This is a genomic window from Sphingomonas yantingensis, from assembly GCF_014199325.1.
GTDB classification, from domain to species: Bacteria; Pseudomonadota; Alphaproteobacteria; order Sphingomonadales; family Sphingomonadaceae; genus Sphingomonas; species Sphingomonas yantingensis.
Map to the genome: position 1 here is coordinate 225,811 of NZ_JACIJJ010000004.1, position 26,647 is coordinate 252,457.

Here is a 26,647-nt window from a genome sequence, read left to right on the forward strand (position 1 = left end):
AAACGCGTTTCGCCGCGTTAGCGTGGCGGAGGTGCCGATGACGCAAGATGACGAACGCTGGATGCGCCGCGCGATCGAGGTCGCGCGATCGAAGGGATCGGACCCGGCAAGCTCGCCGCTCGGCTCGGTCATCGTCCTCGATGGGCGAGAAATCGCCGCCGAGCGCAACCAGACGCAGGAGCTGCCCGATGCGACCGCCCATGCCGAGATGATGGCGATCCGCCGCGGGTGCGAGGGGGTGGGCGAGCTCGAACTGCGCGGGGCGACACTCTATTCGACGCTGCAACCGTGCGGGATGTGCACCATGGCCTCGATCTGGTCGAAGGTCGGCCGGGTCGTCTACGGCGCAGGGCGCGACGACGTGCACGAAATGTATTTCGAGGCACGGCACATCGACACGCTCGACTTCATCGCCGAGGCGTATCGCGACGACATCGTGATCGAGGGCGGCTGCCTGCGCGAGGAATGCGCGAAGCTCTATTACCCGCCCGACGCCGACCTGTCGGCCGACGAACAGGCGAATCTCTGATGCTCGACCTCAATATCGCCACGGCCGAGGAAATCGACGCCGTGCCCGCGCTCAAGGGCCACGGGTTCGAGATCGTCCGCTATCGCGAGGAACGCGGCCGGTTCGATAGCCTGCGCCAGCTCGAGGAAGTCCCCGGCATGGCCGGCAAGACCGACGGGCTGAAGGGAGAGGTCGGGGTCGGATGAGCGTCGAACTGGACCGGCTTCAGGCGGAAATGGAGGCCGCCGCCGCCGCGCTGGATTTCGAGGCGGCGCGGCGGCTGCGTGACCAAATCGCGCTGATCCGCGGCGGCGCGGCGCCAGACGCCGCGGCAGCCGCCGACACTGCCGGGATCGCGCGCCAGCAACCCGGCCGCATGGGCCTCGGCAGCAGCCGACAGGCGGTGACCCCACCGCCCGGCTGGACCCCGCCGCCCAAGCCCGACCTGATGACCGGGCGGCGCAGGAAGCCCTAAGCTCCCGGGAACAGCGCCTCGACCTGCTTCGCCAGCACGACCATCGGCATCGACCCCTGGCGCAGCACGTCGTGGAAGCGGCGGATATCGAACCGCGCGCCCGCCCGCGCCTTGGCTGCCTCGCGCAGCCGTACCCATTCGGTATGGCCGACCTTGTAGCTGCACGCCTGGCCCGGCCAGACGGCGTAGCGGTCGATCTCCCGCTGCGCCCGCCCGCGCGCGAAGCCGGTGGTCTGGACCATGTAATCGGTCGCCTTTGCCCGGCTCCACCGCTTGGCGTGCATGCCAGTGTCAACGACGAGGCGGACGGCGCGGAACTTCAGCGACTGGAGATAGCCGATCCGCCCGACGGGATCGTTCGCATAGACGCCAAGCTCGTCGGCAAGCTGCTCGGCATAGAGCCCCCAGCCTTCGCCGTAGGCCGCAAAGCCCATGCCCGCGCGGCGCAGGATCGGCGTGTCAGTGGAGGCAAGCGCGATCGACCCCTCCCACTGATGGCCGGGCAGCGCCTCGTGATAGGTGAGGGTGGGCAGCGTGAACTTCGGCCACTCGGCCGTGTCCTTGAGGTTGATGTAGAAGCGGCCCGGCCGCGACCCGTCGAGCGCCGGACTGGTGGCATAGCCGTTGGGCGCGCCGTCCTGGATTTCGGGGGGCACGCGGACGATCTCGACCGGCGACTTGGGCAGTGTCGCGAATACCTGAGGCATCAGGGCGCGGATGTCGGCGACCTGCCGCTCCAGCGCGCGGAGCAGGTCGGCGCGGCCCGCATCGGTGTTCGGATAGAGCTGATCCTGCCGCTTCGACAAGGCGGTCAGCCGGTCGCCGACGCTGCCGCTGGTCAGCCCCTGCGCGCGCAGCAGCGGATCGAGCTGCGCGTCGAGCGCGGCGACCTGCTCCAGTCCTAGCCGGTGCACCTCGTCTGGAGTGAGCGTCGTCGTCGTCTGGAACTCGAGCGCGCCGGCGTAGAAAGCGTCGCCATTGGGGATCGCCCAGATGCCGGGCTCGGACCGTGCCTTGCCCCGGACCGCGGTCAGCGCGGCGATCTGGCGGTCGATCGCGGGATAGACTTCGCGCTCGACGATCGCCGCGGCGCGGGCGGCCCAGTCGCCGGGGATCTTCGCCGCGGCGGTCCGCTCTGCAAGCCCGGTGGTGAGGCCGTTGGCGCGCGCGGCCGTCGAGCGCAGCGCCTTCAACTGCGCCAGCGCGGCATCGAGCGCGAAGTCGGGCGCGAGCACGCCGGCCGCAGCATCCGCACGCAGCGTCGCGGTGTTGGCGTCGAGCGCCGCATCGAACGCCGAGAGCCGCGCGAGATATGCTTCCGCGTCTCGCACAGTCGTCACCGGATGGACCGAGGCGAGGAAATCGGGGACTGAGGCATAGGCGCCGGTTAGCTGGCTGACGACATAGGGCGAGAAGGGCGCATAGCCCGTCCCCGGTTCGCCGAAGCGATAGCGGTTGCCGCCCGCCAGCGCCTGTTCATAGGCATAGGCGACCACCGCCTTGTTCGTCGCCCATGCCGGCGACAAGGCTGCATCCGGGATCGCGTTCAGCCGCGCCAGCCGGTCCTTGCGGCTCGCCACCCAGCGCAGGCGACCGGCGGACGAATAGTCGTTGAGGCGCGACCGGGCGCCGGCATGGATGCCGGTGTCGAGGCCGAGCTGCGTCGCCGTTTCCGGCATCAGCTCCAGCTCTTCGTCCCAGAAGGCATCCATTAACCGCCGCATCGCCGCATCGCCCTTGCCGGGCGACGCCGCGCGCCGGACCTGCGCGATCAGCCCGCCATGCGCGGCGAGCGCGGCGATACTGCCGCCGAGAAAGAGCCTGCGGTCCATTCGGTCGATCCTCTCCAGTTCCATGTGGCACGCGGCATAGCGTGCGGCGTCAGTTCCCGCGATAGGTCGAATAGCCGAACGGGCTGACGACGACGGGCACATGGTAATGCGCCTTCGCATCGGTGACGCTGAACGTCAGCGTGATTTCCGGGAAGAAGGGCCTGGCCGATGCGTCGGAATAGCGGGTCATGTCGAAATCGAGGCGATAGACGCCCGGCTCGAACGCGGCCTTCTCGTCGAAATGGCGAATGCGGCCGTCGGCATCGGTCGTCGATGCGGCGACCCGCTGCCAGCGGCCATCGGCGGCGCGGCGAGAGAGGACGACCGGCACGCCCTTGCCCCCGACCCCGCGCGCGAGGTCGAGAACGTGCGTCGAAATGTCCGCCGCCGCGACGGGGGAGGCGACGAACGCGGCTGTGAGCGCGAGGGCGAGCTTCTTCATGGCAGGTTCTCCGGCTTCGATGAGGCCGGTCTGGCGCGTCGCCGGGCCGAACGCAACGCCCGGCCCCGCGCGTCAGTCGGCGATCAGCGCTGCGGGGTCGCCCAGCAGGTGCCAGATGCCGCCGCCGACCTCGACCGCGGCCGCGACGCCGGCGACCTGCTCCAGCCTCGACCCGGATACCGACGTACCGTCTAGCTGGAGGCGGAGGCGACCGGCGGCCAAGCTCGCGGCCTTCAGGTGCGCGGGACCGCCGATCGCTTCGACGATGGCCGGTACGGGGCGCACGGTCCGCGCGGACGCGGCCAAAGCGGGCGCTTGCGGCGCGCTATCACGATCGGTCAGCGCGGCGATTTGGGCACAAATGACGTCGGCGACCGGGCCGACGATCACCTGCACCGTGCCGGCCGAGGGGCGCAGGATCCCCATCGCGCCCAGCGCCTTGAGCGCGGCGTCGTCCACCCGGCCCGGATCGACCACCGTCAGGCGCAGGCGCGTCGTACAGGCGCCGAGCGTCAGGATGTTGCTGCCGCCGCCGAGCGCGGCGAGGAAGCGTTCGGCGCGTGGCGCGGCGGGGCCGGCAGCGGAGGCGGTCGACGCGGCAACCGCTTCGCGCCCCGGCGTCGCGAGGTTGAAACGCCGGATCGCGAACTCGAACACCAAGAAATAGATCGCGAAGAACGCCGCCCCCACCGGCAGCAGCATCAGCGGCCGGGTCGAGGCGGCGAAGTTCAGGACATAGTCGAACAGCCCGGCGGAAAAGCCGAAGCCCAGATGGACACCGAGCAGGTCCATCACCACCATCGCCGCGCCCGTCAGCACCGCATGCACGGCATAGAGCGCGGGGGCGAGGAACATGAAGCTGAACTCGATCGGCTCGGTCACGCCGGTCAGGAACGAGGTTGCGGCAAGGCTGGCGAGCAGCCCGCCGACTTCCTTGCGCCGCTCGGGCCGGGCGTTGCGATAGATGGCGAGGCACGCGGCGGGCAGGCCGAACATCATGATCGGGAAAAAGCCGCTCATGAATTTGCCGGCGCTCGGATCGCCCGCGAAGAAGCGGCGCAGGTCGCCCGTCGTCCCCTGATAGTCGCCGAGCACGAACCAGGCGATGTTGTTCAGGATGTGGTGCAGTCCCGTCACGAGGAGCAGCCGGTTGAGCACCCCGAAGACGAACAGCCCCGCCGATCCCGACGCGGTGAGCGCGGTGCCGAGATGGTCGAGCGCGGTGCTGAGCGCGCCATAGCCGAGGCCGATCACGCCCGCGAGCAGCAGGCCCGCGATCCCCGCGACGATCGGCACGAACCGCCGCCCGCCGAAGAAGGAGAGATAAGGGGGAAGGGCGATGCCCGAAAAGCGGTTATAGAGCTGCCCCGCCGCGACGCCCGCGATCATCCCGATCGGGACGTCGAGCCGCGCGATCGCCTTGGCACGAAATGCATCGGCGACGGTCGCGGCAACGTCGATTGCCATCCCTGCGGTCGTCGCCGCCGGTACGTCGAGCAGTGCGCGCGCGCCGTGGACCGCAACGAGGTAGCAGGTGACCCCCGACAGCGCCGCCGCGCCGTTGCCGTCCCTAGCCAGCCCCGTCGCGACGCCGATCGCGAACAGCAGGCCAAGGTTCGAGAACAGCGCATTGCCCGCCGCCGCCAGCAGCGGCACGTCGATGAGGTCGGGCTGGCCGAGCCGAAGCAGCAGCCCGGCGACGGGCAGCACCGCGATCGGCAGCATGAGCGCGCGGCCGATCGATTGCAGCACGGCGAGCAGCGTCTTCATGCCGGCAACTCCTGTTGAAAGCGAAGCGCGAGCGCGCGGACCTCTGCGGCGGTGGCGGCGGCGAGCGCAGCCTCGGCAAGTGCGCGGCAGTCGGCGCGTGAGAGGCGACGGACCAGGGCCTTCACTTCCGGCACGCGATTCGGGGTCGCCGACAGTTCCTCGACCCCGAGCCCGACCAGCAGCGGCACCGCGAGCGGGTCGGAGGCGAGGCCACCGCACAGGCCGACCATGCGGGCGTGACGCTCGGCCCCCCGCGCGGTCGCGGCGATCAGCGCGAGGACGGCGGGATGCAGGCCGTCGATCCCACTCGCCACCGCCGGATTGCCGCGATCCATCGCCAGCGCATATTGGGTGAGGTCGTTGGTGCCGATCGAGAAGAAATCTGCACGTCGGGCAAGCTGCGCGGCGATCATCGCCGCGGCCGGCGTCTCGACCATGATGCCGAGGGGGATCGGCCGCGTCCGCCCGATCTTCGCCGCTTCGCCCGCGACGACGGCGCGAACCGCCTCCAGTTCCTCGACGCTGGCGATCATCGGGACCATGATGCGCAGGTCGTGATGCTTGGCCGCGCGCAGGATCGCGGCGACCTGTGTTTCGAGCAGGGCGCGGTGGGTCAGACCGACGCGGATGCCGCGCAGGCCGAGTGCCGGATTCTCCTCGGCGGCGAAGTCGAGATACGGCGCGGGCTTGTCGCCGCCGACATCGAGCAGGCGGACGATCACCGGCCGACCCGCCATCGCCGCGCCGATCCGGTCGTAGAGCGCAGCCTGTTCTTCGACATCCGGCGGACTGGCGCGATCGAGGAACAGGAACTCGGTGCGCAGCAGGCCGCATCCCTCGGCCCCGGCAGCGACCGCCGCCTCGGCGTCGGCCAGCGAGCCAAGATTGGCGAAGACCTCGATCCGGTGGCCATCGCGGGTAATCGCGGCGTCGGCGGCGGCCGCGACCGCCACGGTGGCGGCGCGGGCGGCGGCTTCGACCGAGGCGCGTGCCTCGGCAAGGCGCTCAGGCGAGGGCGCGCGTTCGATCGCGCCGGTCGTGCCGTTCAGGATCAGCGCGTCGCCGTCCGCGACCTCGCCGATCGCCTCACCGATCGCGACGACGGCGGGTAGGCCGCGGCCCGCGGCGAGGATGGCGATGTGCGCGGTCGGGCCGCTGCCGCCCACCGCTAGGCCGACGACTTCCGAGCCAAGCGCCGCGACCTGTGACGGCAGGAGGTCGTCGGCGACGAGAATCGTGCCGGGCTCGAACCGCAGCACTGCGTCGTCCTCACCCACCAGGATGCCGAGCACCCGGCGTTCGAGGTCGAGATAATCGTCCGCGCGTTCGGCCAGGCGCCGGTCGCCGGTCAGGACGAGGCGATCGGCCATCGCCCGGCAGCCGCTTCGCCAGCCATGACCGGCCGAGCGGCCGGCGGCGATCTCCGCGTCGACGGCGGCAGTGAGGGCGGGGTCGCCCAACATTTCCAGATGCGCGGTCGCGACCGGATTGGTGCCCCCCTCCACCGAGAGCCGGTCACGCAGCGCAGTGAGCGCCGACGCAAGCTGTGCCCGTTCAGTCTCGACCCCCGCGCCGTCCTGCTCGACCGCACGGTCGGATACGCGCAGCCAGCGGGCATGGCCGACCGCGAGACCAGGTGAAGCGGGGACGCCGCCGATCGCGCCCGCGGGCAGCGGCACGTGCGGGGCCGGCACGGCGGCGACCTCGTTCGTCTCGCCCATGCCGCCGTGGATCAGCTCGCACAGTGCGGTGACGAGGCGCTCGGCATCGGGGCCGGTCGCGGCGATCTCGATCTCGTCGTCCAGATGCGCGGCAAGGCCCATCAGCTCGACGACGCTGCGCGCATTGGCGCTCAGCTCGCCCTTGGCGATGGTGCAGACCGCGTCGTAGCGGCGCGCATGCTCGCCGATCCTCGCGGCGGGGCGGGCATGGATGCCGTGCGGCAGCGACAGAGTAATGCGGCGGGCGAAGCGGGTGCCGGTTGAGACCGGAGCGGCATCCTCGATCGCCAGCGGGCGCAGGTCGAGAAACGCCTCGCCGCGCTCGATCCGGCGGCCGGCGATGCGGCTGGCCACCGCGAAGCGATCGCCGTTGACGATGACGATCGGGGTGACGAGCGACGGCGCGGCAAGGGCGATCGCATCCATGTCGAAGCGGATCAGCGGCTCACCCGCCATCACGCGTTGGCCGGGCGTCACCAGCACCTCGAACGGCGCGCCACCCAGGCTGACGGTGTCGATGCCGATGTGCATCAGCAGTTCGACGCCGGCGGGGCCTCGCATCGTCACCGCGTGGCGGCCGGCATGGATGCTCAGCACCTCTCCGTCGCAGGGGGCGTGGAGCGTGCCCTCGATCGGATCGATCGCGCCGCCGTCGCCCATCATCCGCCCGGCGAACACGCCGTCGGGCACGGCATCGAGCGACAGCGCAAGGCCCGCACAGGGGGCGGCGAGCGTGATGAGGTCGGCCATCGTCTCCCTTTCATTGTCCGCGGGCGGGGCGGCGGTCAGTGGATGCGCTCGCCGCCGATCCAGACGCCGCGCACCCGGTGGTCGGCCCCTAGCCAGACGAGGTCGGCGCGCCGCCCGGCGGCGATGCTGCCGTGCGTCGCCTCGATTCCCAGGAACGCCGCCGGATTGCCCGACGCCATCGCGCTCGCCCGTTCGACGGGCACGCCGATCGTCAGCGTGTTGGCAAGGGCAGTCGCCATGTCGAGGTCGCAGCCAGCCAGCGTCCCGTTCGCATCGACGCACACGCCATCGTCGACCCGGATCGGCTCACCGTTCAGGGTGAAGGGGCGCCCGCCGTTGCCGACGCTCGGCATCGCGTCGGTGACGAGCATCATCCGGTCGGCGGGCCGCGCGGCGAGCGCGACGCGCAGTACCGCGGGATGCACATGGCGATGGTCGACGATCAGCCCGCAATAGACGCCGGGGTCCTCGAGCGCGGCGCCGACCATGCCGGGCTCGCGGTGGATCAGCGGGGACATCGCGTTGAACAAATGAGTGATCCCGCGCGCGCCCGCTTCGATCGCGGCGCGTGCCTGATCGTAGGTGGCATTGGTGTGGCCGAGCGAGACGATGACCCCCGCCTCGGTCAGCGCGGCGATCGCGTCGGGATGGTTCCGCTCGGGCGCGAGCGTCACCATCACCTTGCCCGCCCGCGGCCGGGTCAACAGGTCGATCGCGGCGTCGTCGAGGGGGCGGAAATGCCGGGCGTCGTGGATCCCCTTGCGCTCGGCATTGAGGAACGGCCCCTCGATATGCACGCCGATACAGGCCGGCACGCCGCGTGCGATCGCATCGTCCACCGCATCCAGCGCGGCGGCGACCTGATCGAGCGTGTCGCTGATGAGCGTGGGGAGGAAGGCGGTGGTGCCGAACCGGGCATGCGTCTCGCCGATCCGGGCGATCGTTTCGGGCGTTGGCGCATCGTTGAACAGCGCGCCGCCGCCGCCGTTCACCTGCGTATCGATGAAGCCGGGGAGGAGCAGCCCGCCCTCGAGATCGATTGCGGTGCCCTCTGCCGGGTCGAGGCGCTCGATCGCTTCGTCGGCGACCGTCAGCGCGAGCGAGTCGCGGGTGCCGGCGGGCGTGACGATGCCGCCATTTTCGAAAGCGAGGCGGGTCATCGCGTCTCGGTCACCTTGCGCAGATGCGGGGGGCTGTCGGGATCGAGGCCGCGGGTCCGCGCCAGCGCCTCCGCCGCGCGATAGAAGCTCTGGATCATCAGGATCGGCTCGATCACCGGATGCGCGGCGATGGCGGGCAGGGTGCCGCCCGAGCCGCTGGCGTCGGCGAGCAGCGGGCACGCGCCGCGGCCGGCGAAATCGCCCATCGCCGAGCGAACATCGTCGCCGTCATGCCCCGACCCGGCAAAGGCGATGACGGGAAACCTGTCGCCGACGATCGCCATCGGCCCGTGCCGCACCTCGGCACTCGAAAACGCCTCGGCATGAAGCGCGCAGGTTTCCTTAAGCTTGAGCGCCGCTTCCTGTGCGATGCCGAGGCCATAGCCGCGACCGAGGACGAAGAGGTTGGTGGCGTCCGCCAGCGTGCTCGTCAGCGGGGTCCAGTCGAGGTCGAACGCCGCGGCAAGCTGAGCGGGCAACTGATCCAGCGCCTCGCCAAGCGATGCGTCCTTGCCCAGCACCGCGGCAATCTCGGCGATCACGGCGAGCGAGAGGATGAACGATTTAGTAGCGGCGACCGATCGCTCCGGCCCCGCGCCGATCGGAAACAGCCAGTCGGCGCGCGTTGCCATCGGCGAGGCTTCGTCGTTGACGATCACCGCCACCTTCGCACCCGCTGCGCGATAGCGGTCGATCGTCGCGAGCAGGTCGGGACTGCGCCCCGATTGCGAGATCGCGATCATCAGCACGCCCTCGGCCCGGAGCGGCGCGGCATAGACCGACGCGACCGAAGGGGCGGCCGACGACACGGGGATGCCGACCAGCGTCTCCAGCACGTACTTGGCAAAGGTCGCGGCATGGTCCGACGATCCGCGGGCGCAAGTCACGATCGCGGCGGGCTTTACCTCTGCCACATGGCGCGCCAGCGCCGCGGCGGTGGGGGCGTTGCGGGCCAGCGTGTCGGCGACCCGCGCCGACGCCTCGCCCGCCTCGGCCAGCATCAGCGTGCCTATGGAATTGGTCACTGTCGCCATCAGATCGCGCTCAGTTCGGCGACGACGTCATAGGCGTCGCCGCGGTAGTAGGATTGGGTGAACTCGATCGTCTCGCCATCGGCCGAATAGCCGAGCCGCTCGATGAACAGCCCGGCATGGCCCGTCTCCACCCCCAGCCGCTTGGCCTGTTCGGCGGGGAAGGGGATCGCCCGCAGTCGCTGGAGCGCGCGGACCGGGCGGCACCCCGTCGCCTCGAGCGCAGCGTACAGCGAATGCTCCACCGCCTCGGCGCTGGGCAGGCAGTGGCCGGCGATCGTCGCATATTCCATCGCCATCGGCACGTTGTCGGCATAGCGGACGCGCTGAAAGCGATAGACGCGGGTACCCGGCGACAGGCCGAGCGACAGCGACTCCTCGGGCGTGACGCTGCCTTCGGAACGCAGGATCAGTTCGCTGCTCGGCACGCGGCCGCGTGCCTGCATGTCCTCAGAGAAGGAGGAGAGCTTGGAGAAGCTCTTTTCGACGCGCGCGGCGACGAAGGTGCCCGCGCCGCGGCGGCGGACGATCAGCCCCTCGTCAACCAGTCCCTCGATCGCCTTGCGCACGGTGATCCGCGAGATGCCGAACTCGGTGGCTAGGTCGCGTTCGGGCGGTATCGCATCGTCCTGCGCCAGCAGCTTGTCGGCGATGGCGGCGCGGATGATCTGCTGGAGTTGGACATAGAGCGGCGCGCGATTGTCTGGATCGAACTGCCCCACGCGTTCGGAAAAGGTCATCGATTGCCCCCGGGCGGCGCCTGTCGCACCCTGTTCGACTCGAACTAGGTTATAAACTGGTATTGTTCAAGCCAAGATCGGTCGATCTGTCATAAATCAGGCAGTTCGGCGAAATAAAATTACGGATGGTGGGCAGCGGGCGGTCGATTTAACCGATTAAGTCCCTGTAATCGGCAAAACGATCGTGAAAATGACCCGGATGACATTTTTCCGTAGATTCGACGTTATAAATTGGTCATATCTTATGCGCCGGGTAGCGATACCAATATAGACCATCGTCGCATCCGAGTCGGGCCGGGACGTCGCGGCCGGTTTTGAGGTTGGGGAGCTCTCTTATGCTGATTCGAGCGATTTTGCTGGCCGGTACCGCGATTGTCGCGACGTCTGCGGTCCATGCACAGGATGCCGCCGCGCCGGCCGATGCCGCATCGAGGGCAGCGCCGGGCGATCAGGCCGACGCGCAGGACGGCGAAATCGTCGTCACCGGCATCCGCGGCGGCCTTCGCAACGCGATCGCGATCAAGAAGGAAGCGAACGCCGTCGTCGACGTCATCTCGTCGGAGGATATCGGCAAATTCCCCGATCGCAACGTCGCCGAATCGCTGTCGCGCGTGCCCGGCGTCAGCATCGACCGCCGCTTCGGCGAGGGTGAGAAGGTGGCGATCCTCGGCACCGATCCGGCGCTCAACCGTCTGCTGCTCGACGGTCACGGCCTCGCCTCGGCCGACTGGGGCGGCAACGACAACGATCCGTCGAGCCGCACCTTCAACTATTCGCTGCTCGCGCCCGAACTCGTCGACCGGCTCGAGGTCTACAAGTCGCCCGAGGCGCGGATCGAGGACGGCAGCCTTGGCGGCACGGTGATCGTGCGCACCCGCCGCCCGCTCGACCTGCCCGCCAATTCGGTGTTCGCCTCGGCCGGCTATTCGTACAACGACCGCTCGGAAAAGGGGAACGTCCGCGCCTCCGGCCTCTACAGCTGGAAGAACAAGGCCGATAATTTCGGCATCCTGCTCGCCGCGACCTATGACAAGCAGAACATCGTCCGCGCCGGCGTCGAGTTCTTCGGCTACGATAACAATCAGGCGAACGCGGACGGCACGCGCAACAGCCCGTTCGTCAATCGCGACCCCGGGACGGGCGCGCTGTCGCTGAAGAACCCGAACGCGACGATCACCGGCGGCACGATCACCGACCTCTACAACGCCGCATCGCCGTTCGGCATCAACTATGCCTATTTCCAGCAGTCGCGCGAGCGGGCGAGCGTGTCGGGCGCGGTTCAGTTCAAGCCCACCGACGACCTCACCTTCACGATCAACGGCCTCTACATCGACGGCAATTATGACAACTACAGCCAGGCGATGTACACGATCCCCGGCGCGTGGTCGGGCAGCGTGCTCCAGTCGGCGACGGTTGCGAACGGCGTCGTCACCGACGCCACCTTCGGCGCCTCGCCCAATCAGGCGGCGCAGCTCGACACGCTGGTGCGCAAGACGAAGCTGAAGACCAAGAACCTCAACTTCTTCGGCGACTGGGACAATGGCGACGGTGCCAAGGTGTCGTTCCAGGCGGGATGGAGCGAGGCGAAGGGCGGGCGCAATCCCGAATATCTCTTCAACGTCCAGACCAAGCTGCCTTTCAGCTACTCGATCACGCCCGAATCGGCGACGGTCAACTTCAACGGCGACATCACCAACCCGGCGAACTTCTTCACCAACCCGAACAACAATCCCGCGCAGATCGAGGGGCGCCCGGTCGTCGTCAACGGTCAAGCGCTGAACGCGGCGCAGATCGGCGGCCTCGACTACAGCGTCACCACCGACCGCGACATCTTCGCCGCCTATGACGCGACGATCCCGATCGCGTTCGGACCGTTCACCGAGCTGCTGCTCGGCAGCCGCTTCGTCGAGCATACCAACCGTGTCGATGCGCGCGGCATCAACACCTATCTCCAGACCTCGCGTACGCTCAACCAGCTCGGCGTCGACGTGGGCGTGACGCCCGACGGTATCTTCGCGGGAAGCGGCGCCAACGGCAATGCGGGCAGCTTCATCAACCTGTCCGAACAGGCGGTGATCGACATCCTCGCGAATGCGATCAACTCGCCGCTGGTCGACAAGGTCGGCGCTTCGAGCAAGGTCAAGGAGACGATCGCGGCCAGCTACGTCCAGCTCAACTTCGACCAGGGCGGCCTGCGCGGCAATATCGGCGGGCGGCTGGTCTATACGCAGGACAAGTCGAACTATGCGCTGACGCAGCCGACCGTCGCCAATCCGAACCCCCAGCCGGTGCCGACGACCTCGACCAGCGACTATCTGAAGTTCCTGCCGAGCTTCAACATCGCCTATGAATTCAGCCCGCAGTTCATCCTGCGCGGCGCGGTCGCCAAGGTGATCTCGCGCCCGCGCTATCAGGACCTCGCCGCCGCGATCACGCAGAACGACGTCACGTTCGACGCGGGCGGCGGCAATCCCGACCTGCGCCCCTATGAATCGATCAACTACGAACTCTCGGCCGAATATTATCCGCGTCCCGGCGCGCTGCTGTCGGTCGAGCTCTATCGCCGCGACATCAGCAACTACATCATCAACACCCGTCAGGAGGGCGTGACGCTCTTCAACTCGCTGACCGGGCAGCTCGAGAGCCGCTACAGCGTCTCGCGCCCGATCAACGGCGGCAGTGCCAAGGTCAGCGGCGTGCTGGTCAACGGACAGGCCGAAATCTGGGGCGGGTTCGGCATCCAGGCGAACTATGCCTATCAGGACAGCAGCACCTCGACGATCCCGGGCATCAACGGCACGCTCAACCTGCCGTACCTGTCGAAGCACACGGTCAACGTGGTCCCGTATTTCGAGCGCGGGCCGGTGCAGGCGCGGCTGAGCTACAACTACCGCACCGACTATTTCCGCACGATCGGGCGGCTCGGCTCGATCGAGAAGGTCGCGCCCTATACCCAGCTCGATGCCTCGGCGAGCCTGGCCATCACAAAGGCGATCTCGCTGACATTCAACGCGCAGAACCTGCTCGACGAGACGTACATCCAGTATAGCGGCACGCGCGATCGCCCCTCGGCCTTCTACAAAAACGGCCGCACCTTCATCGGCGGGGTGTCGGTTCGCTTTTAATCCTCCCCCCTGGCCCGAAGCGCGCTACCCCTTGCGCTTCGGGCCGTCTTTTTTTCGGGATTGCGCGGCGGGAGAGTGAAGATGCGGCATTGGGTGCAGACAATGGCGCTGCTGGCCGTCGGTACGCCGGCCATGGCGCAGCAACTGCCGCTGGTGCCGATGCCGGCCAGCGTCACGCCGGGAACCGGCATGCTGACGATCGGTGCAGGCGCGGGCATCGTCGCCGATGCGCGCGACAAGGGCGCGGCGACCGCGGCGCGGCTGCTGGCCGAGCGGGTGAAGGTCGATCGCGGCCTCACGCTGACGACGGCGGCGACCGGGCCAATCCGCCTGAACCGCGACAAGTCGATCAAAGGCGACGAAGCCTATCGCCTCGTCGTGACGGGCGAGGGGGCGACGATCACGGCCAGCGGCGACCGCGGCCTGATCTGGGGCGCGATGACGCTCGCGCAATTGCTGAGCCCCGATGCGGCGTTCGGGCGGCCGGTGACGCTGGCGGCGGTGACGATCGACGATGCCCCGCGCTTTCGCTGGCGCGGGCTGATGATGGACGTGGCGCGCCATTTCCAGCCGATCGAGACGCTCTACCCCATCGTCGACACGATGGCTGCGCAGAAGCTCAACACGCTTCACCTCCACCTGACCGACGATCAGGGATGGCGGGTCGAGATCAAGCGTTATCCCGACCTGACCCGCATCGGCGGGTTCCGCACGCCCCCCTCGGCCGGCGGTGCGCCGGGCGCGAAGTCGGGCGGCTTCTACACGCAGGACCAACTGAAGGCGCTGGTCGCCTATGCCGCGGCGCGCGGGATCGTCGTGGTGCCCGAGATCGACCTGCCCGGCCATGCGCAGGCCGCGGTCGCCGCCTATCCGGGCGAGGTCGGCGTGCTGGGCGACCGGCCGGAAGTTGGGCACGACTGGGGCATCATGCCCTGGCTGTTCTCGCCCGCGCCGCGCAGCATGATCTTCATCAAGAACGTCCTCGACGAGCTGGTCGACATCTTCCCGTCCGAGTTCATCCATGTCGGCGGGGACGAGGCGGTGAAGGACCAGTGGCAACGCTCCCCCGCGGTGCAGGCGCAGATGAAGGCGCTGGGCCTCAAGACCGAGAACCAGATGCAGGGCTGGATGATCGCCGAACTGGGCAAGCATCTGGCCTCCAAGGGTCGCCGCCTGATCGGCTGGGACGAGATCCTCGAGGGCGACGTGCCCACCAGTGCCTCGGTCATGTCGTGGCGCGGCGAGAAGGGGGCGGTCGAGGCGGCGAACAAGGGGCACGATGTCGTCCTCTCGCCCGCGCCGAACCTCTATTTCGACAATCTCCAGTCCGACCGCGGCGACGAACCGCCGGGCCGCATTGGCGTCCAGACGCTGGAGGCGGTCTATAACTACGATCCGCAGCCCGCGGGAATCGACCCGGCGCGGCTGGGGCATGTGCTCGGCGCTCAGGCCAATGCGTGGTCGGAGTATCTGGCGACCGCCCGGCAAAAGGAACACGCGATCTTCCCGCGCCTTTCCGCGCTGGCCGAAGTCACCTGGTCGCCGAAGGCGGCGCGCGACTGGCGCGGGTTCGTGGCGCGGCTCGATCCGCAGATGCTGCGCTACCGGCGCGAGGGGATCGCGGCGGCGGACAGCGCCTTTGCGGTCAATTTCCGGCCGCAGGGGACGCGCGGTCAGGCTCTGAAGGCGGGCCGCGCGGTGCTGGCGATGGATACGCAGGCGGCGACGGGGACGATCCGATATACCCTCGACGGCAAGGCGCCGACTGCCGCCTCGCGAGCCTATGCCGCGCCGCTGGCGGTGCGTGTGGGACAGGTGGTGACGGCCGCCGCCTTCACCGCCGATGGCCGCACGCTAGCCGCGCCGCGCCGCTACGACGCGACTCGCGCGGCGTGGCTGAGCGCGGGCGCCAGCGACTTCGCCGCGTGCCCCAAGGGTGCGCTCGGCCTGCGCGTGCCGCTCAATGAGGGGCAGGCGGAGGATGCGCCCGCCTATAACGTCAACATCTTCGACACTTGTACCCAGTGGGTCGCCGCGCCGCTGGGCGAGGCGAAGGCGGTGGCGATCGAGGTCGTGCGCCTGCCGCGCAACTATGGCCTCGCGCACGAGGAATCGGCGCTGCGTGCGCATTACGCCGTCACCGAACATGGCGAGCTGGTGGTGAAGGCGGGCGGCTGCGACGGCCGCGTCGTCGGCACCTTCCCGCTGCCGGACCCCGCCACCGCGCCGAACCGATTCCGGGTCGAGGCGCCGGTGAAGGGCGAGAGCGGCGACGCCGATCTCTGCTTCCAGTTCACCTCGCCGCTCGCCGATCCCTTCTATGCGGTGGGTTCGGCCACGCTTGAGGACCGGCGTTGATCGCCCTTGCCATCGCGCTGGCCGCGGCGGCGCAGCAGGAGCCGCCGGTCGATCCCGACGTCGCCGCGCGCATCGCCGCGATGACGCCCGCCGAAAAAGCCGAGCAGCTCCAGTCGAAGGTCAAGGCATCCAGCCCCGACCTCCCCGCCTACGACTATTGGAACGAGGCGCTTCACGGCCTTGCCCGCAACGGCGTCGCGACCGTGTTCCCGCAGGCGATCGGGCTGGCCGCCACCTGGGATGCGCCGCTGATGGAGCGGGTGGGGACGGTCATCTCCACCGAGGCGCGCGCGCGCTACAACGCGCTGCCGGGCCGGGACCGCAAACGGTATCAGGGCCTGGCGATCTGGTCCCCCAACATCAATATCTTCCGCGATCCGCGCTGGGGCCGGGGGCAGGAGACGTACGGCGAGGACCCGCTGCTGACCGGCACGATGGCGGTCGGCTTCGTCCGCGGGCTGCAGGGGCCGGACCCGAAGCAGCCGCGCGTCATCGCCACGCCTAAGCACCTCGCCGCGCATAGCGGGCCGGAGGCGGGGCGCGACAGCTTCAGCGTCCAGACCAGCCCCTATGACGTCGAGGCGACGTACCTGCCCGCCTTTCGCCGCGCGCTGACCGAGGGGCGGGCACAGTCGGTGATGTGCGCGTACAACGCGATCCACGGAGTCCCCGCCTGCGCCGCCGACTGGATGCTCAACCAGCGCGTGCGAAAGGATTGGGGCTTTACCGGTTTCGTCGTGTCCGATTGCGACGCGATCAGCAACATCGCCCATTATCAGCGTTACGCCCGCGACGATGCGGCCGGGTCGGCGGCGGCGATCAATGCGGGGATGGACCTGAATTGCGGCACCGGCTTCGCCGCGCTCGATCGGGCGATGGCGGAGGGGCTGACCGACGCCGCGACCGTCGACCGCGCGCTCGGCCGTGTGCTGAGCGCACGCAAGCGGCTCGGCGATGCGTTCGGGACGAAGAGCCGCTGGGACGCAATCTCCCCGCGAGCGGTCGGCACGCCCGCGCATCGCGCGCTGGCGCTTGAGGCGGCGGGCAAGTCGATCGTGCTGCTCGAAAACCGCGGCGTCCTGCCGCTTCGCAAGGGCGCGCGGATCGCGGTGATCGGCCCCAATGCCGACAGCCTCGACACGCTCGAGGCCAATTACCACGGCACCGCCGCCGACCCAGTGACGCCGCTGGCGGGCCTGTCGAAGCGGTTCGCCGTCACCTATGCGCAAGGCGCGTCGCTGGCCGAGGGGGTGCCCGTCGTCGTGCCGCAGACCGCGTTCGGCGAGGGGCTGGCCGCCGCCGTCTATCGCGATCCCGGTTTCACCGGCACGTCGCTGGCGACGCTCAGGCACCGCACGATCGATTTCGACTGGAACCGCGCGCCGCCGGTGAAGGGCCTGGCCGAGGATCGCTACGGCGTCCGCTGGACCGGCACGATCGCGGCGGAGGGGGCGGGCGAGCATCTGCTTCGCATCGACATTCCGCGTTGCTGGGATGCCTGCACCGGCCATGACGCGGTGCGCCTGTGGATCGACGGCAAGCCCGTCATCACCGACGGCGGCGACGGCAAGTCGGTCGAGGCGCGCCATGTCTTTACCGACACCGCCCCCCACGACTTCCGCCTCGAACTCGCGCATACCGGCGAAGACGAGGGCATCCGCCTGACCTGGGTCGCGCCCGCCGAGGCGCAGCGCGCGCGCGCTGTTGCAGCTGCCCAAGGCGCCGATGCGGTGGTCGCGTTCGTCGGCCTGTCGCCTGCGGTCGAGGGAGAGGCCCTGCAGATCGAGGTGCCGGGCTTCTCCGGCGGCGACCGCACTGACATCGCACTTCCCGCCGCACAGCAGGCGCTGCTCGAGGCGGTGAAGGCAAGCGGCAAGCCGCTGGTCGTCGTGCTCCTTTCGGGCAGCGCCGTCGCGATGGAATGGGCCAAGACCCATGCCGATGCCGTTATCGCCGCCTGGTATCCGGGGGAGGCGGGGGGCACCGCGATCGCCGAAATGCTGGACGGGAGCGTCAATCCCTCCGGCCGGCTGCCCGTCACTTTCTATGCCCGCACCCGCGACCTGCCCGCCTTCGTCGACTACAACATGCGCGAGCGGACCTATCGCTATTTCAGCGGTACCCCGCTCTGGGGCTTCGGCCACGGGCGAAGCTATACCCGGTTCGATTATGGCGCCGTCACCGCGCTCGCCGCGATCCGCGCGGGCGAGCCGCTGACCGTCACCGCGCGTCTGACCAATGCCGGCGACCGGGCGGGTGAGGAAGTGGTACAGGCCTATCTGATCGCGCCCGACAGCCTCAACCGCATCGGCAGCTTCAACGACCCCGTGCTGCGCCACAGCCTGGTCGGGTTCCAGCGGATCGCGCTCCAGCCCGGCAAGTCGGGCGAGGTCCGGTTCACGCTCGACCCGCGCGCGCTCAGCACCGTCGATGTTGCGGGCGACCGCGCGGTGCGGGCGGGTGCATACCGGCTGTTCGTCGGCGGCGGCCAGCCGGGGATGGCGGCGGGGCAGGAAGTCCGCTTTACGATCGCGGGCGAACAGGGCTTGCCCAAATGACGCTGACGCGGCGGACGCTGATCGGCAGCGGGCTGGCGCTTGGGGCGATGCCGCTGCGCGCCGCCGATCCGTTAAGGCCGACCAAGCGGCCCGCGCCCGCCGACCGCCGCTTCGTGAGCCCTGCGGTGGAGCGGGAGATCGCCCGCGTATCGGCAAAGGTCGCCGATCCCGAGCTTCGCTGGCTGTTCGCCAATTGCTATCCCAACACGCTCGACACGACGGTGTTCATGGACCGCGTGGACGGGCGGCCCGACGCGTTCGTCATCACTGGCGACATTCCCTGCCTGTGGCTGCGCGACAGCGCGGCGCAGGTGCACCCTTACGTCCACCTCGCACGCGGCGATGCGCGGCTGCGCGAGCTGTTCCGCGGGCTGATCGCGCGCCAGTCGCGCTCGATCCTGATCGATCCCTATGCCAACGCCTTCATGCGCGATCCCGCGGCCAAGAGCGACCTACCCTGGGCGCTGACCGACGATACCGAGATGAAGCCCGGTGTCGCCGAGCGGAAATGGGAGGTCGACTCGCTCTGCTATCCGATCCGGGTCGCGCATGATTACTGGCGCGCGACAGGGGACGAGGCGCCGTTCGACGCGCTCTGGGCCGATGCCGCGCGTGCGATCGTGCGCACCTTCCGCGAGCAGCAGCGGAAGGACGGGCCGGGGCCGTACCGCTTCCTCCGCCGCGACCGGCTGGCCAGCGAGACGCTGATCCTGAACGGCTATGGCGCGCCGACGCGCAAGGTCGGGCTGATCCATTCGATGTATCGCCCGTCGGACGATGCGTGCCTGTTCCCGTTCCTGATCCCGTCGAACTGGTTCGCGGTCTCGGCGCTACGTAAGCTGGCGGTGCTGGCGGGTAGGGTGCGCGACGACGCGGCGCTGGCGAACGATGCGGCGGCGCTGGCGGACGAGGTTGCCGCTGCGCTGGCCGCGCACGGGACGCTGATCGACCCGGCCAGCGGCGAACGGCTGATGGCGTACGAGGTTGACGGCTTCGGCAACGGGCATTTCATGGACGACGCCAACGTACCGAGCCTGTCGGGGCTGGCGTATCTGGAGGCGATCCCGGCGACCGACCCGCTCTGGCGGCGGACGGCGGCGGCGGCGTGGAGCGAGCGCAACCCCTATTTCAACCGCGGCCGTGTGGCCGAGGGGATCGGCAGCCCGCATTCGGGCATGGGCACGATCTGGCCGATGTCGATCGTGATGCACGCGCTGAACAGCGACGACGATGCGGTGATCCGCCAGTGCCTGCGCTGGTTGAAGGACAGCCATGGCGGCACCGGCTTCATGCACGAATCCTTCGACCGCGACGATGCGGGCAAGTTCACGCGGGCGTGGTTTGCCTGGGCCAACGGGCTCTTTGGCGAACTGATCGTTGACCTGTCGCGCCGCAAGCCGCACGTGCTGGCGGCTCCCTTGTGAAGCTCGCACGGCGCGAGTTGCTGGCGGGGGCGGCGGCGGGGATCGCGGTGCCGCCGCCCGCCTTTGCCGCGGCGGCGGATGCGCCAGGGCGGCCCGACCTGTTCATCGGCACCGGCGGGACCGGCCACACCTTTCCCGGCGCGACGATGCCGTTCGGGATGGTCCAGCTGTCGCCCGACACCGGGGTGGAACGGTGGGAGAATTGCTCGGGCTATCATCAGAGCGACGGCTCGATCCTGGGCTTTTCGCACACGCATCTGTCGGGGACGGGGATCGGCGACATGCTCGACGTGCTGGTCGTCCCCGCGACCGGACCCGTGGTGCTCGATCCCGGTCCGTGGGAGAACCCCGATGCAGGTTATCGCCAGCGTTATGTGGGTGAAGTGGCCGAGCCCGGCTATTACGCCGTCACGCTCGAAAACGGCGTGCGCGCCGAACTCACCGCGACCGAGCGTACCGGCATCCACCGCTATCGCTTCCCGGCCGGCGCGGGCCATCTGCTGATCGACCTGTCGCATCTGATCGCCGACCAGCCGCAATATCCCGCCTTTATTGATGAAGCGCGGCTGACGCTGGAGGCGGACGGCACGCTCACCGGCACGCGGCGCATGTTCCGCTGGGCCAAGGGTCGGCGCATCTTCTTCGCGATGCAATTCTCGCGGACACCCGAGCGCGTGCAATTCTACGGCGACGGCGACATGCCGGTCGAGGGGCGCGGGGTCGCGGGCAAGCGGCTGAAGGTCGCGCTGCATTTCGACGAAGCGGGCGCGGCGCCGATCGTCGTTCGCTGCGGGATCTCGGCAGTGGATGCGCACGGCGCGCGCGCGAACCTGAGGGCGGAGGCGCGGCACTGGTCGTTCGACCGCTATCGGCGCGACGCGGCACGGGCGTGGGACCGCGAGCTCGACGTGCTGCGCGTCGAGGGCGGGACCGCTGACCAGCGCACGATCGCCGTGACCGCGCTCTATCATGCCAGCCTCGGGCCGACGCTGTTTTCCGACGTCGACGGGCACACGGTCGGCCTCGACCGCAAGGTCCACCGGCTAAAGCCCGGCGAGCGGGCGTACAGCGCCTATTCGCTCTGGGACACGTACCGCGCCTTTCACCCGCTCCAGACGCTGATCGGTGGCGAGCGGACGCGGCGGATGATCGACGACCTGATCCGCCAGACGCAGCAGAGCCCCTATGGCCCGCCGGTTTGGCCGCTGCAGGGCGTCGAGACCGGCTGCATGATCGGCTGGCACGCGGTCCCCGTGCTGGCGGAGGCGCGGGCCAAGGGCATTCCCGCCGACTATGCCGCCGCCTGGCCCGGCATTGCGCGGCGTAGCTTCGACTGGACGACGCCGACGCTCGACAACAGCCTCGGCATCGGGGCCTATGACACGCTTGGCTACGTTCCCGCCGACCGGGTGAACGAAAGCGTCTCGCGCACGCTCGAATATGCCTATGACGACCATGCCGGCGCGCAAATCGCCGATGCGGCGGGCGATGCCGCCGGGGCGACGCGGCTGCGGCAGCGGTCGGGGAACTGGGCGAACGTGTTCGACCGGCGGATCGGCTTTGCGCGCGGCCGGCTGGCGGACGGGCGCTGGGCGGAGCCCTATGATCCCGTGGCGCTCGGCCATTCGAAGCGGTGGCACGACTTTACCGAGAGCAATGGCTGGCAGGCGACGTTCCTCAACCAGCACGACGTGCCCGGCCTGATCGCGGCGATGGGCGGCGATGCGGCGTTCGAGGCGAAGCTCGACGCGCTGTTCGCCGCGCCCTCGACGCTCCCCGCCGACGCGCCGCCCGACATATCCGGGCTGGTAGGCCAGTACGCGCACGGCAACGAGCCGAGCCATCACGTCGCCTATCTCTATGCCTATTGCGGCGCGGCGTGGAAGACGCAGGGAATGGTCCGCCGCCTGCTGACCGAGATGTACCGCGCCGCGCCCGGCGGCATCATCGGCAACGACGATTGCGGGCAGATGAGCGCGTGGTTCCTGCTCTCCGCGCTCGGCTTCTACCCCGTCGATCCGGTGAGCGCGCAATATGTGCTGGGAAGTCCCCTGTTCGCACGGGCCGAGCTGCGGCTAGGCAACGGGCGGCGGCTGGTGGTCGAGGCGGCGGGGAATGCGCCCGACGCGCCCTATGTCCGCGGCGTGTCGTGGCGGGGGGAGCGCTGGACACGCGGCTGGATCGACCACGTGACGCTGATGATGGGCGGCACGCTCCGCTTCGAAATGGCGCGAGAGCCCGACCGGGCCTTCGCCGCCGCGCCCGTCGACCGGCCGGGGCAGCTTACCCAAGGAGTTCGCCGATGACCGCATCCCTTTCGCGCCGCACGCTGATCGCCGGCGGGGCCATGCTCGGCGGGGCGGCCTGTACGCCGGTGGCGTCGCGATCGGTCGCCGGAGCATCCACGCCGCTGCCCCCGCCATGGGGCGCGGTGCCGTCGCCGCGGCAGCTCAGATGGCACGACCGCCGCTTCTACGGCTTCGTCCATTTCTCGATCAACACCTTCACCGACAAGGAATGGGGGTATGGCGACGAGGATCCGGCGCTGTTCAATCCGACCGACTTCGATCCCGACCAGATCGCCGCCGCGGCGAAGGCGGCGGGGATGACGGGCCTGATCCTCACCGCCAAGCATCATGACGGCTTCTGCCTGTGGCCGACGAAGCTGACCGAACACTGCATCCGCAACTCGCCGTACAAGGCCGGCAAGGGCGATATCGTCGGCGAGCTGGAGGCGGCGTGCCGGCGCGCGGGACTGAACTACGGCCTCTATCTCTCGCCCTGGGACCGCAACCACCCGGAATATGGGCGGCCCGCCTATATCGACTATTACCGCGCCACCCTGACCGAACTCTGCACGCGCTACGGCAAGCTGTTCGAGGTTTGGTTCGACGGCGCCAATGGCGGCGACGGCTATTATGGCGGCGCGCGGGAGACGCGGCTGATCGACGCGCCGGCCTATTACGATTGGCCGTCCATCGTGAAGCTGGTCCACGATCTGCAGCCCGAGGCGTGCACCTTCGATCCGCTCGGCGCCGACATTCGCTGGGTAGGGAACGAGGAGGGGCATGCCGCCGACCCGTGCTGGCCGACGATGCCGAACGAACCCTATACGCAGGCGAACGGCTATCCGGGCGTGCGGGGAGCGGAACTGTGGTGGCCGGCGGAGACCAACGTGTCGATCCGTCCCGGCTGGTTCTACCACGCCGACGAGGATACGCAGGTCAAGTCGCCCGCCACGCTGATGGAGATGTTTGACCGGTCGGTCGGGCACGGCACGACCTTCCACCTCAACATCCCGCCCGACCGGCGCGGGCGGATCGCCGATCGCGACGTCGCCAGCCTGACCGCGTTCGGCGACGCGCTGCGCGGCACCTTCGCCGCCGATCTAGCGAGGGAGGCGGTGGTGACGGCAAGCGCGGATATCGGATCGACCGCGGCGAATGTCGTCGACGGCGATCCGGCGACCTTCTGGTGCGCGCCGGCCGGAGCACGCGACGCCTCGGTCGTCCTCGACCTGCCGCCGGGGCGCGCGTTCGACCTGATCGAGCTTCAGGAATGGTTGCCGCTCGGCCTGCGCGTCACGCGCTTCGCGATCGACGTGGCGGACGATGGCGGTGAGTGGCGGACGATCGCGGAAAAGGCGATGGTCGGACCGCAGCGCCATGTGCGCCTCCCCCAGCCGATCGCGCCGCGCCGCCTTCGCTTTCGCACGGTGGAGGCGGAGGCGGGGCCGGCACTGTGCCGGATCGCGCTCTACCGCTCGGTCGCGCCGCGCACGCTGCCGCCTGCCGTTGCCAGCGATCCGAGCCTCATTTCGAGCGCGGGGTGGCGGATCGTCGCCGCCAGCGCCGATGGCGGCGCGGCGCTGTTCGATGACAACGCGAAGACGGCATGGCAGTCGCCCGCGCCCGCATCGGTCACGATCGACCTCGGCCGGACGGAGGCGCTGCGCGGATTCCTGCTGACGCCGACGCGCCATGTCGATCCCGACGCCGCGCCGCCGTCGCGCTGGCGGGCGGAGACGAGCCTAGATGGCAAAAGCTGGACGGCGGCTGGCGAGGGGGAGTTCGCCAACATCAACTATGCCCGCGCGACGCAGCGCCCCGCCTTTGCCGGCGTGCGGCAGGCGCGGTTCCTGCGGCTGCACTTCCCGGTGCCCGCGGTCCCCGCGCCGCGCATCGCCGTCGCGGGGCTCGCCGGCTTCCGCTAGCGCCGCGATGGCGATCATCCAAAATGAATCGGCCAATGCTTTCGACCGCGTGGGCGTTGTATGACGTCATTGTGAAGGCGCCGCGCGCGCCGTCACCGGTTCGAAACCGAACTGTCGCGCGCCTGAATTAGCCGCCCCGGCGAACGATCAACGCGATCCCAAGGGGTGACTTTCGATGAGCTTGCGCACCAACCGCCGCGCCGTGTTTCTGGCGGGCGCCGCCGCTGTCTGCATCATGGCGGCGCCGGCCATTGCACAGGATATGCCCGCCAAGGCAGCCGCGCCCGACCTCGACCAGAAGGGGGAGGGCGGCGGCGATATCGTCGTGACCGCGACCAAACGGGAAACGAGCCTTCAGAAGACGCCGATCGCTACCTCGGTCGTCAGCGACGCGATGATGAAGGACCGTCACGTCCAGAGCCTGTACGACCTTGCCGATGGCGGCGTGCCGTCGCTGCGCGTTGCGGCGTTCGAGGCGCGGCAGAGCGCGCTGACGGTGCGCATCCGCGGGATCGTGCCGCTCGATGCGAACCAGCCGGCGCGCGAGCAGGGCGTCGGCATCTATGTCAACGGCGTCTATCTGGGCCGCCAGCACGGCCTCAACGCCGCGCTCTTCGACCTCGAGCGGGTCGAAGTGCTGAAGGGGCCGCAGGGCACGCTGTTCGGCCGCAATACCGAGGGCGGCGCTCTCAGCCTGGTCAGCCGCGCGCCGAGCGGCGAGTTCGGCGGCTGGGTGGCCGGGCATCGGCAATTACGCGTCGTACAACAGCGAAATCCACCTCGACCTGCCTGAATATCAGGGCTTTGCCGTCAAGCTCGATGGCGTGCTGCAATATCAGGACCCGACGACGAAGAACTCGCTGCCCGGCCAGACCGGCTGGAACTATTTCGACCGCCGGGGCCTGCGCGCGGCGGTGCGCTGGAAGCCGATCGACGGGATGACGGAGGATTTCGCCTACGACGTCGGCCGCGACGCCAACTCGCCCTCTCCAGCCAGCTTCTGAACTACAATCCCAATGGCTGTGCGGCCGGGCCGCAGGCGTCCCAGCCGGCGTGCAGGCTGCCGGGCACGAACTACACGGCGCTGACCGGCACGGTCCGCCCGCTGCCCGCGCCGGTCGTCGTCAACGGCGATACGCGGATGAAGGTCGCCGATATCGGCGTGCCTCAGCAGGCGAGCATCGACCGGACCCACGGCTTCACCAACAGCCTGAAGTGGAATCTCGGGCCCGCGCTCGAGCTGCGCGCGATCACCCGGTGGCGCGGCGTCGATGCCAGCCATTGGGACAATTCGGGTGGCGCCCACCGGCCGCCGGTGTTCGTGCCCAACAGCACCGTCACGATCAACGGTGTCGCGACGCCGGGCAGCCTGTTCAGCCGCTACAGCCTCGCCGACCTGCGCCAGCGCCAGTTCAGCCAGGAATTGCAGGCCGTCGGCACGGTTGACTCGATCGATTACGTGGCGGGCCTGTTCTATTTCAACGAGCATGTCAGCGACGATGCCGCGACGCCCAGCTCGAACCTGTGGAATGCGACCGACGTGCTGCACCTGACGGTCGGCGGGCGCTAGACGCATGACCGCAAGCGCGGCATCCTGCACGTCTCGCGGGGGGTCAACTACGACACCAACCCGCCCGCGGCGAGCGTGGGCTATCTGCCGCTCGACAAAAGCTGTAACCGCTTCAACCCGATGGTCACGCTGGCCTACGACGTGACCGAGCAGACGCACGTCTATGCCAAGTACGCGACGGGCTATCGTGCGGGCGGCGCCAGCTCGCGCACGTCGAACTACCAGCCCTTCGATCCGGAGGACGTGAAGTCGTACGAGGTCGGGCTAAAGACCGACCTGTTCGATCACCGCGCGCGCCTAAACCTTGCCGGCTACATCATGGATCGCAAGGACAGCCAGGTCGATATCAGCTCGATCCAGTTCGTGGGGTCGAGCAGCTTCAACAACCTCGTCACGATGAACGCGCCGGGGATCACCAAGATCAGGGGGATCGAGGCCGACCTGACCGTCAACCCGGTCGAGCGCCTCACCCTCAACGCCGCCTATGCCTATACCCATACCAAGATCCCGCCGGTGCTGATTACCGCGCGCGACGCGGCCGGGCGGTCGACCAGCGTCTATCAGGACTTCTACATCGTCTTCACCCCCCGCAACGCCGCCAGCGGATCGATCGAATATGCAGTGCCGGTCGCGGCCGAAGTGACGCTCAAATTTCACCTCGACGGCAACTATGCGCAGGCGACGCAGGCCTTCGTCCAGTTCGCGACGAAGAACGACGCGTCGCTCCTATTCAACGGGCGCATTTCGCTCGCCGACATTCCGATGGGCGGCGGACAGGCGCTGACCGTTGGCGTCTGGGCGCGCAACCTGTTCGACGAGAAATATGTGTATCGCCGCGATCCGTCGAACAGCCTGCCCGGCGCGCCCACGTCCAACGTGACGACGGGCAGGATCGGCAACGTGCTGGGCGATTACGGCAATTTCAACGCGCCGCGCACGTTCGGGATCGATGCCAGCCTGAAGTTCTGAA

16 protein-coding genes and 1 pseudogene are annotated in these 26,647 nt (G+C 69.1%); 10 read left to right on the forward strand and 7 right to left on the reverse strand.

Going from position 1 to position 26,647, the window contains the following annotated elements:
- Window positions 1-37 precede the first annotated feature (37 nt).
- From FHR19_RS13840 to FHR19_RS13850, 3 genes are read left to right on the forward strand one after another with little or no spacing between them, the layout of a single operon-like run.
- The gene (locus FHR19_RS13840; RefSeq protein WP_184029479.1) at window positions 38-529 is read left to right on the forward strand and encodes a nucleoside deaminase; all 492 of its coding nucleotides are present in this window, start codon (window positions 38-40) and stop codon (window positions 527-529) included.
- Entirely contained in the window at window positions 529-714 is a 186-nt protein-coding gene (locus FHR19_RS13845; RefSeq protein ID WP_184029482.1) for a ComEA family DNA-binding protein, read from the forward strand. The genes FHR19_RS13840 and FHR19_RS13845 overlap by 1 nt, the downstream gene beginning before the upstream one ends.
- The gene (locus FHR19_RS13850) at window positions 711-983 is read left to right on the forward strand and encodes a UvrB/UvrC motif-containing protein (RefSeq protein ID WP_184029485.1); all 273 of its coding nucleotides are present in this window, start codon (window positions 711-713) and stop codon (window positions 981-983) included. The genes FHR19_RS13845 and FHR19_RS13850 overlap by 4 nt, the downstream gene beginning before the upstream one ends.
- Here FHR19_RS13850 and FHR19_RS13855 read toward each other — a convergent pair.
- From FHR19_RS13855 to FHR19_RS13885, 7 genes are all read right to left on the reverse strand, one after another.
- Complete coding sequence (locus FHR19_RS13855; protein WP_184029488.1) at window positions 980-2,815, reverse strand: DUF885 domain-containing protein; 1,836 nt, start codon at window positions 2,813-2,815, stop codon at window positions 980-982. The two genes, FHR19_RS13850 and FHR19_RS13855, sit on opposite strands and share 4 nt — an antisense overlap.
- Window positions 2,816-2,864: 49 nt before the next feature.
- Window positions 2,865-3,257, reverse strand: a complete 393-nt coding sequence (uraH, locus tag FHR19_RS13860; protein ID WP_184029491.1) for a hydroxyisourate hydrolase — start codon at window positions 3,255-3,257, stop codon at window positions 2,865-2,867.
- A 72-nt stretch (window positions 3,258-3,329) separates the two neighbouring features.
- Entirely contained in the window at window positions 3,330-5,027 is a 1,698-nt protein-coding gene (gene nagE, locus FHR19_RS13865) for an N-acetylglucosamine-specific PTS transporter subunit IIBC (RefSeq protein ID WP_184029494.1), read from the reverse strand.
- Complete coding sequence (ptsP, locus tag FHR19_RS13870; RefSeq protein WP_184029496.1) at window positions 5,024-7,498, reverse strand: phosphoenolpyruvate--protein phosphotransferase; 2,475 nt, start codon at window positions 7,496-7,498, stop codon at window positions 5,024-5,026. The genes nagE and ptsP overlap by 4 nt, the downstream gene beginning before the upstream one ends.
- A 35-nt stretch (window positions 7,499-7,533) precedes the next feature.
- On the reverse strand, window positions 7,534-8,658 hold the full coding sequence (gene nagA / locus FHR19_RS13875) for an N-acetylglucosamine-6-phosphate deacetylase (protein ID WP_184029498.1): 1,125 nt from the start codon (window positions 8,656-8,658) through the stop codon (window positions 7,534-7,536).
- Entirely contained in the window at window positions 8,655-9,692 is a 1,038-nt protein-coding gene (locus tag FHR19_RS13880) for an SIS domain-containing protein (RefSeq protein ID WP_184029500.1), read from the reverse strand. The genes nagA and FHR19_RS13880 overlap by 4 nt, the downstream gene beginning before the upstream one ends.
- On the reverse strand, window positions 9,692-10,429 hold the full coding sequence (locus tag FHR19_RS13885; RefSeq protein ID WP_184029502.1) for a GntR family transcriptional regulator: 738 nt from the start codon (window positions 10,427-10,429) through the stop codon (window positions 9,692-9,694). The genes FHR19_RS13880 and FHR19_RS13885 overlap by 1 nt, the downstream gene beginning before the upstream one ends.
- A gap of 335 nt (window positions 10,430-10,764) precedes the next feature.
- Here FHR19_RS13885 and FHR19_RS13890 point away from each other — a divergent pair, with 335 nt between their 5' ends.
- The 7 genes and pseudogenes from FHR19_RS13890 to FHR19_RS13920 all read left to right on the forward strand — a co-directional run bounded on the left by FHR19_RS13890 (window position 10,765) and on the right by FHR19_RS13920 (window position 26,646).
- Window positions 10,765-13,554, forward strand: a complete 2,790-nt coding sequence (locus FHR19_RS13890) for a TonB-dependent receptor (RefSeq protein WP_184029504.1) — start codon at window positions 10,765-10,767, stop codon at window positions 13,552-13,554.
- Window positions 13,555-13,635: 81 nt separating this feature from the next.
- Entirely contained in the window at window positions 13,636-15,912 is a 2,277-nt protein-coding gene (locus FHR19_RS13895) for a beta-N-acetylhexosaminidase (protein WP_184029506.1), read from the forward strand.
- Entirely contained in the window at window positions 15,909-18,470 is a 2,562-nt protein-coding gene (locus FHR19_RS13900) for a glycoside hydrolase family 3 C-terminal domain-containing protein (protein ID WP_246359529.1), read from the forward strand. Before FHR19_RS13895 ends, FHR19_RS13900 begins: the two co-directional genes overlap by 4 nt.
- A complete protein-coding gene (locus FHR19_RS13905; protein ID WP_184029509.1) occupies window positions 18,467-19,894 on the forward strand; it encodes a glycoside hydrolase family 125 protein in 1,428 nt (475 codons plus the stop codon). The genes FHR19_RS13900 and FHR19_RS13905 overlap by 4 nt, the downstream gene beginning before the upstream one ends.
- Entirely contained in the window at window positions 19,891-22,200 is a 2,310-nt protein-coding gene (locus FHR19_RS13910; protein ID WP_184029512.1) for a GH92 family glycosyl hydrolase, read from the forward strand. Before FHR19_RS13905 ends, FHR19_RS13910 begins: the two co-directional genes overlap by 4 nt.
- The gene (locus FHR19_RS13915) at window positions 22,197-24,107 is read left to right on the forward strand and encodes an alpha-L-fucosidase (protein WP_184029514.1); all 1,911 of its coding nucleotides are present in this window, start codon (window positions 22,197-22,199) and stop codon (window positions 24,105-24,107) included. Before FHR19_RS13910 ends, FHR19_RS13915 begins: the two co-directional genes overlap by 4 nt.
- A gap of 175 nt (window positions 24,108-24,282) precedes the next feature.
- Window positions 24,283-26,646 (forward strand): annotated as a pseudogene (locus tag FHR19_RS13920) (TonB-dependent receptor).
- Window position 26,647 lies beyond the last annotated feature (1 nt).

What these genes read in the sequence shown, in the direction of transcription:
- FHR19_RS13840 (WP_184029479.1), top strand. Translation starts at nt 38, where the DNA reads ATGACGCAAGATGACGAACGCTGGATGCGCCGCGCGATCGAGGTCGCG.
- FHR19_RS13845 (WP_184029482.1), top strand. Translation starts at nt 529, where the DNA reads ATGCTCGACCTCAATATCGCCACGGCCGAGGAAATCGACGCCGTGCCC.
- FHR19_RS13850 (WP_184029485.1), top strand. Translation starts at nt 711, where the DNA reads ATGAGCGTCGAACTGGACCGGCTTCAGGCGGAAATGGAGGCCGCCGCC.
- FHR19_RS13855 (WP_184029488.1), bottom strand. Translation starts at nt 2,815, where the DNA reads ATGGACCGCAGGCTCTTTCTCGGCGGCAGTATCGCCGCGCTCGCCGCG.
- uraH (WP_184029491.1), bottom strand. Translation starts at nt 3,257, where the DNA reads ATGAAGAAGCTCGCCCTCGCGCTCACAGCCGCGTTCGTCGCCTCCCCC.
- nagE (WP_184029494.1), bottom strand. Translation starts at nt 5,027, where the DNA reads ATGAAGACGCTGCTCGCCGTGCTGCAATCGATCGGCCGCGCGCTCATG.
- ptsP (WP_184029496.1), bottom strand. Translation starts at nt 7,498, where the DNA reads ATGGCCGACCTCATCACGCTCGCCGCCCCCTGTGCGGGCCTTGCGCTG.
- nagA (WP_184029498.1), bottom strand. Translation starts at nt 8,658, where the DNA reads ATGACCCGCCTCGCTTTCGAAAATGGCGGCATCGTCACGCCCGCCGGC.
- FHR19_RS13880 (WP_184029500.1), bottom strand. Translation starts at nt 9,692, where the DNA reads ATGGCGACAGTGACCAATTCCATAGGCACGCTGATGCTGGCCGAGGCG.
- FHR19_RS13885 (WP_184029502.1), bottom strand. Translation starts at nt 10,429, where the DNA reads ATGACCTTTTCCGAACGCGTGGGGCAGTTCGATCCAGACAATCGCGCG.
- FHR19_RS13890 (WP_184029504.1), top strand. Translation starts at nt 10,765, where the DNA reads ATGCTGATTCGAGCGATTTTGCTGGCCGGTACCGCGATTGTCGCGACG.
- FHR19_RS13895 (WP_184029506.1), top strand. Translation starts at nt 13,636, where the DNA reads ATGCGGCATTGGGTGCAGACAATGGCGCTGCTGGCCGTCGGTACGCCG.
- FHR19_RS13905 (WP_184029509.1), top strand. Translation starts at nt 18,467, where the DNA reads ATGACGCTGACGCGGCGGACGCTGATCGGCAGCGGGCTGGCGCTTGGG.
- FHR19_RS13915 (WP_184029514.1), top strand. Translation starts at nt 22,197, where the DNA reads ATGACCGCATCCCTTTCGCGCCGCACGCTGATCGCCGGCGGGGCCATG.